Source organism: Litorivivens sp. (assembly GCF_041625495.1).
In the GTDB taxonomy this organism is placed as follows: domain Bacteria; phylum Pseudomonadota; class Gammaproteobacteria; order Pseudomonadales; family Spongiibacteraceae; genus Litorivivens.
This window is the reverse complement of sequence record NZ_JBFJTH010000083.1, coordinates 1-16341: the sequence shown is the minus strand read 5'-3', so window position 1 is coordinate 16341 and position 16341 is coordinate 1. Positions and strand designations below refer to the sequence as shown.

General features: G+C 54.7%; 11 protein-coding genes. 6 read left to right on the top strand and 5 right to left on the bottom strand.

Annotated elements, in window-relative coordinates; genetic code table 11:
* Positions 1-1596 (bottom strand): TonB-dependent receptor (locus ABYP39_RS11025; protein WP_372782532.1); only part of this gene is annotated, 1596 nt, incomplete at its 3' end.
* Between the two features lie 272 nt (positions 1597-1868).
* Here ABYP39_RS11025 and ABYP39_RS11020 point away from each other — a divergent pair.
* A complete protein-coding gene (locus tag ABYP39_RS11020; protein WP_372747887.1) occupies positions 1869-2702 on the top strand; it encodes a helix-turn-helix domain-containing protein in 834 nt (277 codons plus the stop codon).
* A gap of 9 nt (positions 2703-2711) precedes the next feature.
* Here ABYP39_RS11020 and ABYP39_RS11015 read toward each other — a convergent pair whose 3' ends face one another.
* The 3 genes from ABYP39_RS11015 to ABYP39_RS11005 are packed head-to-tail and all read right to left on the bottom strand — an operon-like array spanning position 2712 to position 5037.
* Positions 2712-3485, bottom strand: a complete 774-nt coding sequence (locus tag ABYP39_RS11015; RefSeq protein WP_372782530.1) for a glucose 1-dehydrogenase — start codon at positions 3483-3485, stop codon at positions 2712-2714.
* A gap of 2 nt (positions 3486-3487) precedes the next feature.
* Positions 3488-4246, bottom strand: coding sequence for a GDSL-type esterase/lipase family protein (locus ABYP39_RS11010; RefSeq protein ID WP_372782528.1), 759 nt, complete (start codon positions 4244-4246; stop codon positions 3488-3490).
* A complete protein-coding gene (locus tag ABYP39_RS11005) occupies positions 4246-5037 on the bottom strand; it encodes a lipase family alpha/beta hydrolase (protein ID WP_372782526.1) in 792 nt (263 codons plus the stop codon). Before ABYP39_RS11005 ends, ABYP39_RS11010 begins: the two co-directional genes overlap by 1 nt.
* Before the next feature lie 449 nt (positions 5038-5486).
* Here ABYP39_RS11005 and ABYP39_RS11000 point away from each other — a divergent pair, with 449 nt between their 5' ends.
* From ABYP39_RS11000 to ABYP39_RS10980, 5 genes are read left to right on the top strand one after another with little or no spacing between them, the layout of a single operon-like run.
* On the top strand, positions 5487-8813 hold the full coding sequence (locus tag ABYP39_RS11000) for a DUF2126 domain-containing protein (protein ID WP_372782524.1): 3327 nt from the start codon (positions 5487-5489) through the stop codon (positions 8811-8813).
* Between the two features lie 46 nt (positions 8814-8859).
* Positions 8860-11478 carry a circularly permuted type 2 ATP-grasp protein gene (locus ABYP39_RS10995; protein WP_372782522.1) on the top strand — a complete coding sequence of 873 codons (2619 nt, stop codon included), beginning with the start codon at positions 8860-8862 and terminating at the stop codon, positions 11476-11478.
* Positions 11475-12356, top strand: a complete 882-nt coding sequence (locus ABYP39_RS10990) for a transglutaminase N-terminal domain-containing protein (protein ID WP_372759945.1) — start codon at positions 11475-11477, stop codon at positions 12354-12356. The genes ABYP39_RS10995 and ABYP39_RS10990 overlap by 4 nt, the downstream gene beginning before the upstream one ends.
* Before the next feature lie 21 nt (positions 12357-12377).
* Entirely contained in the window at positions 12378-13829 is a 1452-nt protein-coding gene (locus ABYP39_RS10985) for a circularly permuted type 2 ATP-grasp protein (RefSeq protein ID WP_372750492.1), read from the top strand.
* On the top strand, positions 13829-14791 hold the full coding sequence (locus tag ABYP39_RS10980) for an alpha-E domain-containing protein (protein WP_372759755.1): 963 nt from the start codon (positions 13829-13831) through the stop codon (positions 14789-14791). Before ABYP39_RS10985 ends, ABYP39_RS10980 begins: the two co-directional genes overlap by 1 nt.
* A 23-nt stretch (positions 14792-14814) precedes the next feature.
* On the opposite strand, the gene ABYP39_RS10975 is transcribed toward ABYP39_RS10980, so the two are convergent.
* On the bottom strand, positions 14815-16341 hold a 1527-nt coding region (locus ABYP39_RS10975; protein WP_372782520.1), incomplete at its 5' end, for an amidohydrolase.

Below are 16341 nucleotides of genomic sequence, written 5' to 3'. Positions count from 1 at the left end.
TGCGAATACGGTGTCGTTTTCCAACTCTTCCCTAGTAGCCGTGAATTTTGGCGTAAAGTCGTAGTCCGTGTCTTTCAGGGTAACATCGAAATCTTCCTGCCCTGTTGTAAACGGTCCCGCACCCGGCAGCCCCTCCTTGCCGGACAGAATATTACCCGTGCGTTTGTCTTCACCATAACGCAAACCAAGCGTGAACGTGAATGTGTCGGTCAGCAACCAGTCAAACTGGGTAAAGTAAGCAACACTTTCGGTTTCTACCCGCGTGATCGCAAACAGGGTTTCGGCCTGCCCATCATCCTCGATGGTCTCCACGGGAATCGGAACCGACGGAAAGAAAGCAAAATCTGACTGTGGATCATAAATAGCACCGGCGCCGGCGATATACGCGGCAAACCCTGCGCCGTTAGTTTGTGATATTGATGCACCGTGCTCAGTTTCGGCAGTAAAGACACCCGCAACGAAATCAATACCATGACCAATACCAAACAGGCCAGGCACTGTACCGGAAAAACGTAACTCAAACTGGTCCTGCTCGTAAAAGTTAGGCTCGCCTTCGCGAGTACCAAAGTTAATAAAATCGATGGGAGAGAAATCACCATCGATGGCGTACGGCCCTTCGAATTCAGAGGTTCCGCCTATCAGAGTCATATCTAACGAGCTGGCTATACCAACGTCACCGAAACCCTTGGTGTACTTGAAGCTTGCTGACGTAGTGTCACGATCCGAAAAGGTTTCGCTGTCCATGGAGGTCGTATTGTTCCAAGGATCATCTTCAAACTCTGGATCACCATTGGCCTCACTTCGAAACTGGTCGCGTGAACGCTCACTGGCTTTTGCAATCTGCGTAATCAGCCCAATCTCACGATGCTCCGAGGCCCAAAAATTCAGCAGAAGATCAGAGGATTCGTCGATAAACCACTTGAGCTTGATACGACCACCGCGATCTTCAATCTTGTTCTGCTCGTCCCGGGCGGTGTTATACAGGTGGCTATCGCGATCGCGGTAACGCAGGGCTACCCGCATAGCGAGCTTGTCTTCAATTAAAGGGATTGACGCTGCCCCTTCGACTTTAACTTCATCGTATTTAGCAGTTCCTAAATTGATGTAGGCCGTTCGATCAAAGTCTGGATCACGCGTTGTAAAGCTGAAAACCCCGGCAATTGTATTTTTGCCAAACAGCGTTCCCTGCGGCCCTCGCAATACCTCAACTCGCGCCATATCAAAGGCGGTATCATTGATGTAACTGGCACGCCCATAGAAAACATCATCGATCGAGACGCCCACCGATGGTTCCAGTCCTCGCCCGAGCGGGGGAGTACCGAATCCGCGAATCGTGAGAACCGGTGAATGACCCTGCGAATTGTTGAACTTCACGTTGGGTGTGTACTGCACCAGCTCGCCAACGTCGGATATGGCTTTGTCATTGAAGAATTCACTCTCAAAACTGGCCACAGAGATCGGAACATCTTGCAGGTTCTGGGCGCGCTTCTGCGCCGTGACAATAACCTCCTCGATAACCCGTGTCTCCCCAAGCACTGGAAGTGCGGAAAGCGCGAAGAGCACTACCCCCACACCAGAAACAATTGATCGCTGCATTATTGAGTTCTCCGCTGGTATACCCAACCTGCACTGAGCAAGCCGTGGTAATCTTGTTATATAGTGCGTGCCCTTGGGTACGCGCAGTAATCCATGAAAAGCATTATGCAAGGGCCGACAAGCAGCTACCACGACGTACCACGTCGGTTGTTTGAGATCCTGTCATTCTGCTTGTAAATCAGCTAGTTATGCTTAACATTGGGTACCTACTTGCCACCAGGGCATCGATCGAACCAAACGGGCATTAACCGGAAAGGGACTGAGAACACCAGATGAAATTCGTAACGGATGAATTCGCGTTTCCCCGCTTCCTCAAGTTTTGGCGCAGGGTCCACGAAATCAGTCAGGAAGAGCTGGCCTATCGACTGGGCTGTTCACCTCGCCATGTCAGCCGTCTTGAGACCGGAGAATGTCGCCCGAGCGAAACCCTAATACAGCAGGTAGCCGATGCTTTGGGGTTGGGGAAACGTGACCACAATCATCTGCGTATAGCCGCCGGTTTTGCGCCGGAAGAACCCCGTCTCGACTTCCACAGCCCAGAGATGAACTGGCTACGCAAAGCGATGCTTCGTACCCTGCGTGCGCTCGATCCTCTACCAGTCACCCTACTGGACAGCCGTTCAAATATCCTGATGGTGAACCGAGGGTTTGTCAGCCTGTTCACTCAGCAGGTGCCAGAAGAAGAACTCGCCAAACTCGACAACAACTTTGATTTTGTTTTTGCCAACGCTGACCCGGCGCACGCCAGCGAGCGTGCCAATACGCTGTCGGCCATTCTAATGGCGAGCCAACAGGCCGCCCTGTTCAGCAACAACCCCGAAGACCAACGGCATATCGACGAGATGGAGAAAAGCCCTGCGGTGCCACCAGACTGGAAACAGCGGGCGGCCAAAATGGAGCCCATGGCAAGCTTTCGCGTTCAGCTTCAGGTGAACGGGCGTGAAGAGAATTTCTTTAACGTGAGCACTACCGTTGGCGCACTTGGCCCTGCGGCATTCCTGTCGGAACCCCGCCTGACCATCAATATCCTTTATCCCGAGGATGAAGACCTCGATTTAAATAGTGTCATGCGAGCGGATGCGAAGCACCCACTACTTTACTACTGAACCCTGCTATCAACCCGCCTGGGCTACCGCACCACCATCCAGTACCAGCGTATGTCCACAGACCCACGCTGACGCCCGGGAACTCAGGTAAATAGCCGTACCGGCGATGTCTTCTGCTTGCCCCAGACGCTGCCTTGGAATGGAAGTAGGCGCGGTTTCCTCCTCTTCATCGAGCAGATACTCCGTCATTTTGCTGGGAAAAAAGCCCGGCGCAATGGCATTTATATTGATGTTGTCTCCGGCAAGATCCACCGCCATGTGTCGCGTCAACTGAATCACCGCCGCCTTGCTCGCTGAATACGAGTAGTTAGTTAGCTTGGGATAAGTAATACCGTTGATCGACGCAATATTAATAACCCGTGCCGGATCTTCTTGACTCCCTGCTGCGCGCAGCTGCGGTAGCAGTTTTTGCGTCAAAAAGAATATCGACTTAACGTTAACCTGCATGACCTTGTCCCAGCCATTCTCCGGAAAATCGTCCAATGGCGCCCCCCAACTGGCGCCGGCGTTGTTGACCAGAATATCAATCTGCGGTTCGCGCTCCTGAAGGGCTTGGGCGAAAGCCTCTGTACCAGCCTGCGAACCCAGATCAGCAACAATCGGCACACATTCCCCAAAGGCCGACAACGCCTTCGCTGTGGTGTTGAGCTCTTCTTCCTTACGTGCACTGATATACACTTTAGCGCCGTTTTCGAGAAAACCTCTGGCGATCATTGCGCCTATACCGCGTGAGCCACCCGTAATCACGGCTACTTTACCGGCAATTGAAAACAGGTCTTTCATTGTTATCCCCCCGATTTACTTTGTTGTGTGTATTGATGCTCTGCCATCCACTGTAGCAGAGACGGCCGAACAGACGCAGTCCATGCGCGATAACCAGCTGCACTGAGGTGCAAGCCATCAGCTCGATACATTTCCACTTTTGGCTGCCCATCGGCTCCGAGGAGTTTGCTGCTCGTATCAATAACATGCAGATTAATGTGGCTGTCAGAAAACTCGCGTATCAGCCGGTTTGATTCCTGAGCAACAGGCCATACCGACCAACGGCTTGGCGATGGTGTGATTGCAATGTAAAAAATCGGCGTGCCCGGCAGAAGAGCCCAGACCCGGTCCACGAAGGCCTTGTACCGCGCCAGCATGTCGGCTGGTGTTTTGCTTCGCCCTGGCACGATATCGTTAGTGCCAGCGAAAAGGACCACGGCCGCAGGCTCGTACGGTGCCACAATACGATCGACATAATACGTCACATCCGCCAGTCGAGCCCCTCCAAAACCCCGTTTTATTACCGGTAATGGCGCCATGTCAGCGGCTAATGATTCCCAAAATCGGATGCTTGAACTACCGACAAACACTATCGCATTTTTGCGAACACCCTGCTGTCGATCGCTGGCTTCAAAGGCCCGAATTTCTGGCAGCCAAAGAATGGGATCTTCCTCCAGATACCAGCGCTTTAACTGATAGGTGGTGCCGAAATACAGCACAACAGCGAGCCCAATCAGGCAGATAACCAAGCCAACAACAATTTTCGCTCGCTTCGACATCATTAACCACCCAAACCCAACAATTGCAGATCCCGACGGTTGTCGGGAAACAGAAACCGGAACTTCTCTGGACGCACAAACGGCCGCCACTCGCCGTCATTTTGTGAAAGTCGATCCGCCAACAAATGGTTAACACTCAGGTTCCAAGTAAGACCGCAATGACTGCCAGGGACTTCTATGTTTTCACAGTGTTCATGACCGGCATACTGCAGTGCCTGCTGCCATGCTACGACACCATCGGCTTTGGTATAGACAGAGGTAATCGGCACAGGCGGCGCTGTTGAGCGAAGCGAACTTTCCGTGTCAGGCTCACCATTGAGGAGGCGGAAGAGCCGCGCAGAGGGGGTGGTCGCCCTGCCATCATCATTGATCGGACTGCCGAGGCTGATAACCTGACGTACAAACTCCGGGCGTTCGCGGGCAATCTCCCGAGCATAGACACCGCCCAGGCTGTGCCCGACGATACTGATTTTGCCCTGCGTCTTTTCAACAAGACGCTCTACCTGTTGCGCCATTCCATCTAGCAGTTCCGCGCGCGGCCCAAGGTTTCGCCCCTGCCCCCAGCCCACCGCCTGATAACCCAGACCACACAAGAAATTGGTCAGCATGCGGTTGTACCCGTCACCACCGAGAAAGCCGGGAATCACCAGAACACCGTGGCCGTCACCACGCAAGAATTGCTGTGGTAGCCAGCGCCAAGAGTAGAGCACGCTGACATCCAACAGAGTACGCGGCCCTTCTGTCAGGGCCAGCAGCAGGTTCGGCTTCGCAGCACTTGCGTTGCGCGCGCTCACGCCGTCGCCTTAGTATTAGCAGCACAGCTGACTTCGACCAACTGTCCCAAGCCTTGGGCGTAAAAGACTGCCAAGTTACTGCTGGGCAGCCCTATCGACTGTTTCATGACGGAAACTCCTGCCATTGCATGCCGCACAATGAATCTCAGTCGGCGCGCGTTAATTTAAACCATAGTATGAACAGATTGATACTACCGCCACGACATGGTACGTCTCCCCATGGAGGAAGCGGTGTCGCACGGGTACTGCCTCAACGAAAGCCACCGATGATTCAGACCGCAGTATTTGGCAGCGCAAAACGCCGGGCTGTTCTAAGATAAGAATACAAGCAGATTCGCGGCGCAATTTTTACGCATGCACGTTTCCCGAAAATCGCTTTTAATCTTGCCTATTCAAGCGCATGCTTTCCATCTCGGCGCTATCGCCCATCTGGCTGCTACAGGATTCTCATGTCCATAAAAGTTGCTCTGCGTCACCACACCCGTTATCGCTACGACCGGGATGTGCAGCTTTACCCCCATGTGCTGCGATTAAGGCCCGCTCCGCACTGCCGTACGCCCATCGAAGCATACTCGCTGAAGATTGAACCCGCCGAGCACTTTATCAACTGGCAGCAAGACCCCTTTGGCAATTACCTGGCACGGCTGGTGTTCCCGAAAAAGGCCCGAGAGCTCGTGATTGACGTGGAGGTGATCGCCGATCTGAAGGTGATCAACCCGTTTGATTTCTTTGTCGAGGAATCTGCCGAGCACTTCCCCTTTACCTACGGCGAACAACTCGCAAAGGAGTTGGTACCCTACCGGGAAATATGCGAGCAAGGCCCCCTGCTTACCGAATGGCTGAAAAAGGTGAATCGGAAAAAGCAGCCCATCAATGACTTTATGGTGGCCATCAACCGACTGGTATCGCAGGATATTCGCTACTCTATTCGCATGGAGCCCGGCGTACAGACATGTGAACAAACCCTCGAAAGAGCTGTTGGTTCCTGCCGGGATTCAGCCTTCCTGCTGGTGCAGGTGTTACGACACTTGGGCCTGGCAGCGCGCTTTGTGTCGGGCTATCTGGTGCAGCTTACCGCAGATGTGAAATCACTGGATGGCCCCTCTGGCCCGGAGGCAGACTTTACCGATCTGCACGCCTGGGCAGAGGTGTATATCCCCGGAGCGGGCTGGATTGGGCTAGACCCCACCTCTGGTCTACTGGCCGGCGAAGGCCATATTCCTCTGGCCGCAACCCCTGATCCGGTCAGCGCGGCGCCCATTACCGGCGCCACAGGAAAATGTGAAGTAGAGTTCGATTTTGCCAACCGCGTGGAGCGTATTCACGAAGATCCACGCGTTACCAAACCCTACAACGCCAGCCAGTGGAGCGATATTCAGGCACTTGGTGCGGCAGTGGACGAAAAACTGGTTGAGGGCAATGTGCGCCTCACCATGGGTGGTGAGCCAACGTTCGTCTCGGTTGACGACATGGAGTCCCCAGCATGGAATACCGCGGCGGATAGCCCCGAAAAGCAGCGCCTGGCCCACGGACTTTTTCTGGCCATGGAAAAAGAGTTTGTCGGTGTTGGGCTGCGCCACTACGGTCAAGGCAAATGGTACCCCGGTGAACCTCTGCCACGCTGGCAATATGCCTGTTACTGGCGTAAAGACGGCGCAGCCCTGTGGCAAAACCCCGATCTGCTCACCAATCCGACGCAAGACTGCGGCACCACGACTGGCGACGCCCAGGCTTTTATTTCCGGGCTCGCTGGAAATCTCAACCTGCCGGACCATTTTGTCATGCCGGCATATGAAGACGTGCTCTACAACCTGTGGCAGGAAGGCAATCTGCCAAAAGGTCTCGACCTGTTGTCACCCAAGCTAAAGAAAGAGCCACAGCGCAAAGCACTGATCGAGCACCTGCAAACTTCGCTGACTGACCCCGCCGGTTTTGTTCTGCCTCTAGCCTGGGATAGTCGCAAACAGGCTTGGCATAGCTGTCACTGGCAGTTTAGGCGCGGCCATCTGCATCTCTCGCCAGGTGATTCTCCCATTGGCATGCGCCTGCCTCTGAATGTTATTCACTGGGAACCACTGGATAAGCGCGAACAACCGCAACCCCTGAGCCTATTCCAGCCGGTCGCGGCGCTGGGGCAACCCAAAACACCATCCAGTGCACCGCTAAACAACGATGAGGCCTTCATTCAAACCGCTTTGTGTGCGCAGGTACGCAAGGGTGTGCTACACCTGTTTTTGCCACCATTGACCCGCGCAGAACATTTTATTGATCTCATATCAGCCATTGAGACAACCGCTCGCCAGCAGAACATTCCGGTGGTTCTGGAAGGCTATGATCCGCCCAGAGATACACGCCTGGAGCGCTTTATGGTGACACCAGACCCCGGCGTCATTGAGGTAAACATACACCCGGCGAAAAGCTGGCAAGAGCTGCAGCACAACACCGAACGCCTCTACAAACTGGCCCACGAAAGCCGTCTGGGCACCGAAAAATTCATGACCGACGGTCGCCACACAGGTACCGGCGGTGGCAACCATGTCACCATGGGCGGTGCCACACCAGCCGAATCGCCCATGCTGCGCAGACCCGACCTGCTGCGCAGTCTGATAACCTTCTGGCAGCACCACCCCGGCCTGTCCTACCTTTTCTCTGGGCTGTTTATTGGGCCGACCAGTCAGGCACCCCGCGTTGACGAAGCACGCCTGGAAAACCTGTATGAACTCGAAGTCGCTTTCTCACAGATGCCCGAGGGTGAAATTGACCAGCCCTGGCTGGTAGACCGGCTGCTGCGCAACCTGCTGGTGGACATCTCGGGCAATACCCACCGCTCTGAATTCTGCATCGACAAACTGTATTCACCGGATTCGGCCACTGGTCGGCTGGGTATCCTTGAATTCCGCGCCTTTGAAATGCCGCCTCACGCACATATGAGCCTGGTCCAGATGCTGCTGCTGCGCACACTGGTAGCGCTGTTCTGGCGGGAACCCTACAGCCATCGTTTGGTGCGCTGGGGCACCACGTTACACGATCGTTTTATGCTGCCTCACTATGTGTGGAGCGACATCCGCGACGTGTGCGAATTTATGCAACAGCGCGGCTTCCCCTTTCAGCTACAGTGGCTGGACCCCTTCCTTGAATTCCGATTTCCCGTGCTGGGCAAAGTCGCTGTCGGCAATATTCAGCTGGAGCTGCGCACCGCCATTGAACCCTGGCATGTGATGGGTGAAGAGGTATCGCGCGGCGGCACGGCACGGTTTGTGGATTCGTCGGTCGAACGCCTACAGGTGCACGTTACGGGCTTGTGCGACACTCGCTATGTGGTTTCCTGCAACGGGCGGCGCTTGCCACTGCAAAATACCGGCACCCAGGGCGAATATGTTGCCGGCGTGCGCTTTCGCGCATGGCAACCGCCGTCGGCACTGCACCCCACCATCGGCATTCATTCCCCGCTGGTGTTCGACGTTATCGACACCTTCAACGGACGCTCGATTGGTGGCTGCACCTATCACGTGCACCACGCCGGCGGACGCAGCTACGACAACTTCCCCGTCAACGCTTACGAAGCCGAGGGACGCCGTATCAGCCGTTTCTGGACGCATGGCCACAGCCAAGGTCCGCTTGAGGTGCCTACCGAGCTGCGCCCTTACCTCAGCGCGGAAGAGCGTTTTTACCCGCAGGGAACTGCGCCTGGTCCAATGGCACCTCCGGTGGAAGAAATCAATCGTGAATATCCCCACACCCTTGATCTGCGCCGACCACGACAGACCTTGGGCTGAGTAGCTATAATGATTGTCACTTCAATGGTTTTGGGTCTCACATTTCATGGCTAGCACGACGGAACAGGAAGCCGACCCAGCTGCCACGCCCTTTCTCAATGCTTTTCTGGCGGACTACCCGCAAGGGCTGGCGGGCTACGATGAAATGTGGGACGCGGAAAACAAACAGGTTGACCCCCATTGGCAGCACCTGATGCAGGGCATCGGCGCGCTCGGCGATAAAGAGCTGGAACGCCGCCGCACAGACGCCCGCCGCCTACTGCGGGAAAATGGGGTTACCTACCATATCTACAGTGATCCAGTAGGCCAGAAACGCACCTGGCAACTCGACCCAGTGCCCCTGGTCATGAGCGGTGACGACTGGACTGCCATCAGCAACGGCTTGCGCCAACGTGCGCGCCTGCTTGACCTGATTCTGCGCGATATCTACGGTCCGCGCCGATTGATTCGCGAGGGGCTGATTCCTCCGGAAATCCTGTATTCCCAACGCCAGTTCCTGCGGCCCTGTGACGGCATCCTGCACAAAGACATGCCTCAGCTGATGCTCTACGCCGCCGACCTGGCGCGCGGCCCAGACGGCCGCATGTGGGTGCTGGGCGATCGCACTCAGGCGCCTTCCGGCAGCGGCTACGCGCTGGAAAGCCGTATGGTGATGACTCGTCTGATGGCAGAAGAATTTCGGCAAAGCCAGGTGCACCGCTTATCCATATTCTTTCGCCGGGTGCGCAGCATGCTGGCGCAGCTCATGGTTGACCGCAAAGACGACCCTCGCGTGGTCATTCTTACCCCAGGGCCGCACAACGAAACCTATTTCGAACACGCTTATCTTGCCTCTTATTTGGGATACAGCTTGGTTCAGGGCGACGACCTGACCGTGCGCGGCGGCAAAGTATTCATGAAGGCCCTGGACGGTCTGAAACAGGTCGACATCATTGTCAGGCGTGTCGACGATACTTACTGTGACCCACTGGAACTGCGCGAGGATTCCCACCTCGGAGTGCCGGGCCTGCTGCAGGCGGCGCGCCTAGGTAATGTGGTTATTGCCAATCCGCTCGGTTCCAGCATTCTGGAAAGCCCTGCGTTACTGCCTTTTCTGCCCAATATTGCGCGCCAGTGGCTCGGCGAAGAAATTCTGCTGCCATCCGCAGCCACCTGGTGGTGCGGCCAGAAAAAAGAACGCGACTATGTGCTCGCCAATCTGAACAAGCTCGTTATAAAACCCATTGACCGCAGCAGCCCGTCCATATTCGGCAGCAGTCTAACGACACAACAGCTCGAAGCACTGAAGGACCGCATCAAGGCGAGGCCTTTTGATTTTGTCGGTCAGCAAATCCTGACCTGCTCAACAGCGCCCTCCTTGCGAGCGGGTAAAATTGTGCCGCGTCGAGTACTGCTGCGCAGCTTCCTGACAGCCCACGAAGGCGACTACGATGTGATGCCAGGCGGGCTCACTCGGGTGGCGCAAGATGAAGATTCCCTGTTTGTCTCCAACCAGGCTGGCGGCCTGTCGAAAGACACCTGGATAATCGCCTCTGAACCAGTTCACCAAAGCAGCCTGTGGCCTACCACCACCACACAGGTGGAAACGCTGCTACGCAGTGGCGGTGTGCTCGCCTCTCGCTCAGGTGAGAATCTATTTTGGTTGGGACGCTACGCTGAACGCGCCGAGGGATTGTTGCGACTGGCCCGCACGGCATTGACCAAACTGGCTGATGTGGACGACTACCGTGACGAATCCGACCGCATTGTCCTTGATCGCCTGCTGCTGACAATGACGCAGATCAGCTACGCCAATCCCGTTGCCGCCGCTGACAAAGCCAGAGATAGCAAAGGTGTTAGCCCGCGCCGCCAGATTATGGAAATGGTGCTGAATCAGGAGCAGCGCAGTAGCCTGATGGGAACGCTGCAATCCATGGTGCAGACCGCTTACAGCGTGCGTGACCTTTGGTCTGTGGATACCTGGCGCATCATCGACGATATCGAAGAAATATTGCAGAAAGTGAGCAGCAAACGTTCACCCTTTGCCATTATGCGTTCAGATCTCGACAGCCTGATGGATGCGTTGATGGCCTTTCACGCACAGACCGCGGAAAGTATGCCTCACGAAGACGGCTGGGTGCTGATGAATACCGGTCGTCGCCTGGAACGCGGCCTGCAACTCTCCAAATTCCTGCAGACAAACTTTGTAGAACCCGTCGATGAAGTGGTTGAACACCTGCTGTTGGAAGCCACCCTATTCAATCACGAAAGCATGATCGCCCATCGCCGCCGCTACCGCTATGTGCAGCACATGTTTACCGTATTTGATCTGATGGTGTTGGATATTCGACACCCGCGATCGCTGGCCTACCAGATTGATCGTCTGCAGGATCTCCTTAAAGAGCTGCCCCAGCCGGATAAAGCGTTGGCGCATCAGCTGAGCCGTGAACAGCGTCTTATGCTGCAGACTGAAACAGATGTCAGGCTGGCCGAAGTTGAAAAACTGGCCGTCATCAACAAAGAAACAAACACGCGTAAAAATCTAGCGCGCTTACTGGGACACGTCGACCAGCGACTGGAGAAAGTGTCCGAATTGTTGCACCGAAAATATTTCACGCACACCATTGGTGCGCGACAACTGGCCCCCACTAATCTGGAAACCAACACCGACGAGGTGGTGCCTTGAAATACAAAATCAAACACACCACCCATTATCGTTACAGCAGTCAGGTAAGCATGTGCTTCAACGAAGCTCGCCTTACGCCCTTGAATAATGCCCACCAGAGCTGCAGTAAAAACCAGTTCACCATCACCCCTGCGCCTGAAGTCACCCATAGCCGCGTAGATTATTACGGCAACCAGGTCACCAGCTTTGACATACTCACACCGCACCGGGAGCTGGTAGTCACGGTACAGAGCGAAGTTCAGGTGTCGGACCACTCACAAGACGGGCTGTTTTATCGTGACCACACTTGGGAATATGTGCGCGACACCATCCAGTCGAGCCGCAATGGTGATCTGCTAGAGCTACGAGAATACATTCTCAATTCGCCACTGATTCCGGAAACACTGGGCATTCGTGAATATGCCGAGCTCTCCTTTCAGCCAAAGCGTCCCCTGCTGGATGCGGTGATGGATTTAAACCAGCGTATCTTTACTGAGTTCAAATACGACCCACAATCCACCACCATTTCCACACCGCTGGAAGATGTATTGAAAAACCGCCACGGAGTGTGTCAGGACTTCGCCCACCTCGGCATTGCCTGTCTGCGTGCGATGGGGTTGCCTGCTGCCTATGTCAGCGGTTATTTGGAAACCCTGCCGCCACCCGGCGAGGAAAAGCTGGAAGGCTCGGATGCGTCACATGCCTGGCTTGCGGTATACATGCCAGACTACGGCTGGATGCAGTTCGACCCCACCAACAACCTGATGGTCGGCGAACAGCACATTATGCTTGGTTTTGGCAGAGATTTTGCTGACGTATCCCCTTTAAAGGGTGTTATCTACGGTGGCGATGCGCATACCTTGTCGGTCTCAGTAGACGTGGCAAGACAAATCGAATAATCAGCAACTGGGGAAAGACATATGGCGGTTAGCTGGAAAGATTACGATCCAAATGATTTCTTTGACGAGCTGATTGCCCGCAAAGGTCGGCCGCGTCCGTACGCCCGCATGCTGACCAAATATCTGGCAAAGCACAGCGACGAAGAACTGGAAACCCGCAAGGCCTTGTCGGATCTCTCCATCAAGGAAATGGGCATAACGTTTACCGTATATACCGAAGAGGAAGGTTCGATAGATCGCGCCTGGCCCTTCGACATACTGCCACGCATGATCCCCAAGTCTGAGTGGGACGTTATCGAGCGCGGCCTTAAGCAGCGCGTCCAAGCACTCAATCTGTTTATACACGATCTTTACCACGGCCAAAAGATTATCAAAGACGGTGTATTTCCCGCTGAATTGCTAAAAGGCTCGGCCAACTATCGCAAAGAATGTGAAGGCGTATCACCCCCTCTGAATATCTGGGCTCACATCTGCGGCTCGGATCTTGTGCGCGATGCCAGCGGCACGGTGTACGTTCTGGAAGACAATCTGCGCGTGCCATCCGGCGTTTCTTACATGCTTGAAAACCGCTCCGTAATGAAGCGGGTTTTTCCCGAACTGTTCGATGAATACAGCATTCTGCCAGTAGATGATTACTGTTCGCAGCTGTTCGACACGCTCACGGCCATTTCTCCACGCAAGGCCGAATCACCGGAAATCGTGGTGCTGACACCGGGCATTTACAACTCTGCCTATTTCGAACACGCCTACCTCGCCCAACAAATGGGCTGCGAACTGGTGGAAGGTCGTGACCTGATTGTGGAAAAAGACGACTGTGTTTACATGCGCACCGTCGAAGGCATGCAACGCGTAGATGTGATTTACCGTCGCATAGATGACCTGTTCCTTGACCCTGAGGCCTTCAACAGCGACTCCATGCTCGGTGTTCCCGGACTCTTGCGCGCCTGGAAAAAAGGCAAGGTAGCACTGGCCAACGCACCCGGTGCCGGCGTGGCTGACGACAAAGTTGTCTACGCCTTTGTGCCCGAAATCATTCGCTACTATCTGGACGAAGAAGCGCTGATTCCCAATGTGCCCACCTATCGCTGCATGTATCCGGAAGAGCGCGCCTATGTGCTCGATCATCTCGATGAACTGGTGGTAAAGCCTGCCAATGAATCTGGCGGCTACGGCATGATGATTGGCCCCAGAGCCACCAAAAAAGAACGCGCGATGTTTGCCAAGCTAATCAAAAAATCGCCTCGCAACTATATCGCCCAACCCACGCTGGGCCTGTCCACCGTACCCACAATGGTGGGTCAGGGCGTGGAACCAAGGCACGTAGATCTCAGGCCCTTTATTCTCAGTGGCCAGGAGACCTTCGTGACCACTGGAGGATTAACCCGTGTCGCGCTTCGCCCGGGTTCGCTGATAGTGAACTCCTCACAGGGCGGAGGCAGTAAAGACACTTGGATCGTTGAGGACAACCAATAATGCTTGCCCGGGTCGCGGAAACACTTTACTGGATGGCGCGCTATCTGGAGCGTGCTGAAAATATGGCACGGCTGATCAACGTGAACGGCAATCTCATACTGGATTTGCCGAAGAAAACGACCGTGGGTTGGGAACCCTTGATCGACATTACCGGCACCCGCGCCGTCTACGATGAACATTACGACAATTTTGAAGAACGCACGGCTATGAAGTACCTGATTGGCGATCCCAGCAGTCCGGTGTCGATCGCCAGCTCATTGAACGGCGCTAGGGAAAATGCCCGCACCATACGTGACGTCATTCCGCGCGAGGCCTGGGAACAGATCAATGCGCTGAGCCACTACGCTAAAGACCAGCTAGGCCCCGCGCTTTCCAAGCGGGGCCGCTATGCCTACCTCAATCAGATCATTCTGCGCAGTCAGACGATCGTCGGCTTGCTGTCGGGCACCGTGAATCGCGATCAGGGCTATGTGTTTTTACGCTTGGGTCGCAATATCGAACGCTCGGATATGACCTCACGTATTATTGATGTGCGCTCAGCTAACCTGTTGTCCGAAGAATTCCTCGAATCACGCTCGTTTGAAAATATTCAGTGGATGAGCGTATTGAAATCGCTCACCGCCTACCAGATGTACCGGCAAACCATGCATGTTCGGGTACGTCGTGAGGATGTGGTGAACTTCCTCTTCAAATCCGACATTTTCCCCCGCTCTATTCTATTCTGCGTTGACCAATTAGCGCGCTGCATGGAAAAGTTACCAGAACCGAAAAAGCCGATGGCGCGTGTCAACCAGGTAAAAATGCTGCTTCAAGACACCGACATCAGTGTCTTCAACCAGAAAGAACTGCATTCTTTTATCGACCTGCTGCAGATCAGACTAGATGAAGTGCACGGTGTGTTAAACGCGCAGTATTTTCTGAGTGGCCGAATCAGTAACGGTACAGCGCAAACCCAACCTTAACCTATGCATACTGGCGGTCGGTTCTATCGCTGATAATAAAGGCGACCGCCAACATAGGTCTGTTCGACCTCAATGTCACGTAACGCTAACGCGGGCACCGTCAGTGGATTGCGGTCGAGCACCACAAGGTCCGCCAGTTTTCCGGCTGTCAGCGAGCCCAACTCATGATCACGGTGAATCTGCCACGCTGCGTCGATTGTCGTCGCGGCAAGTGCATCGCTGACCGACACCTTTTCCTCAGGCCCAATTTCGGCGCCCGAAGCGCTGACGCGATTAACCGCACTCCACACCAGCAGCATAGGATTCATTGGCACCACAGGTGTATCCAGATGAATGCTATAGCGCAGATTTAACGCTTGCGCCGAACGTGCTGGGCTCATGCGCGCTGCTCGCTCCGGCCCCATAAAAATATCACGATGGCGATCGCCCCAGTAATAAGTATGGGCCGAAAAGAACGTCGGCGTTACACCCAAGTTTTTCATTCTCGCCAACTGGTCATGTCGCGCCATTTGCGCGTGGACAATGATGTGCCGGACATCCTCACGCGGAACCGCCTGCTGCGCTTTTTCTATAGCATCGAGAATCATATCGATGGCCGCATCCCCATTACCGTGAATCGCCAGCTGATAGCCTGCACTATGAGCTGCCAACACCTGCTCAGCCAGCTGCTGTGCCGGCACCACAGGAAACCCTCGATAATCTTCATCGCCGTGATGCGGATGAAAATATGGCTGCGACAGATAACCCGTATAGCCTTGGATACTCCCGTCGGCAATGATTTTTATCGCGCCTATAGAAAGGTAGTCATTTGGCTTTGGGTTAAGTTTCATTTCACCCGCAACGAGTGCCTCGCCCACCGTCTGCCATATGGGCCAGAGTTCGAGACGTTGCGGAATACGCCGCAATTTAGAAGCAAGCGACAACCCCGAGAGCATCCTGCTGTCGACCCCTCCACTCTGGGCAGTTGTAACACCAACGCGTAAATACTCCGCTGCGGCGCTATCGATCATTTCCATGAAATCTATCGCCGAAAAATCCATAGCCAGCGTTTGCAATTGGGTGCCAGCCGTTTCCTTCAACAGACCAGTGGCGGTGCCGCTACTATCGCGAACAATGACACCACCTTCAGGGTCGGGCGTCGTGTTATCGATACCCGCCAGCGCCAAGGCCGCAGTGTTTGCAACGCCCATGTGGCCGGAAATATGGAGGATGTAGACTGGACGATCTTTCGACACCGCATCGAGATCTTCGCGGGTTGGATGGCGTTTTTCCGCCAACAGACTATCGTCATAGCCAATACCGAGAATCCAGCCATCGGGGTTTGCATCGGCAAACGCCGAAAGTCTCGACTGCAGTGAACCAATGCTTTTCACATCGCCAATAGGGGGACTATTAAGATCTGCGGCAAACTCGGTCAGCCCGGAACCTGGGAAGTGACCGTGCGCATCAATAAACCCCGGGATAATGGTCATGCCCTGGAGATTCAGCACACGCTCTGCCGAGCTTCGATAAGCTTCAGCCTCGGCGTTGCTGCCCACCCAGACAATGCG

What these genes read in the sequence shown, in the direction of transcription:
- ABYP39_RS11020 (WP_372747887.1), top strand. Translation starts at nt 1,869, where the DNA reads ATGAAATTCGTAACGGATGAATTCGCGTTTCCCCGCTTCCTCAAGTTT.
- ABYP39_RS10985 (WP_372750492.1), top strand. Translation starts at nt 12,378, where the DNA reads ATGGCGGTTAGCTGGAAAGATTACGATCCAAATGATTTCTTTGACGAG.
- ABYP39_RS10995 (WP_372782522.1), top strand. Translation starts at nt 8,860, where the DNA reads ATGGCTAGCACGACGGAACAGGAAGCCGACCCAGCTGCCACGCCCTTT.
- ABYP39_RS11000 (WP_372782524.1), top strand. Translation starts at nt 5,487, where the DNA reads ATGTCCATAAAAGTTGCTCTGCGTCACCACACCCGTTATCGCTACGAC.
- ABYP39_RS11015 (WP_372782530.1), bottom strand. Translation starts at nt 3,485, where the DNA reads ATGAAAGACCTGTTTTCAATTGCCGGTAAAGTAGCCGTGATTACGGGT.
- ABYP39_RS11010 (WP_372782528.1), bottom strand. Translation starts at nt 4,246, where the DNA reads ATGATGTCGAAGCGAGCGAAAATTGTTGTTGGCTTGGTTATCTGCCTG.
- ABYP39_RS10980 (WP_372759755.1), top strand. Translation starts at nt 13,829, where the DNA reads ATGCTTGCCCGGGTCGCGGAAACACTTTACTGGATGGCGCGCTATCTG.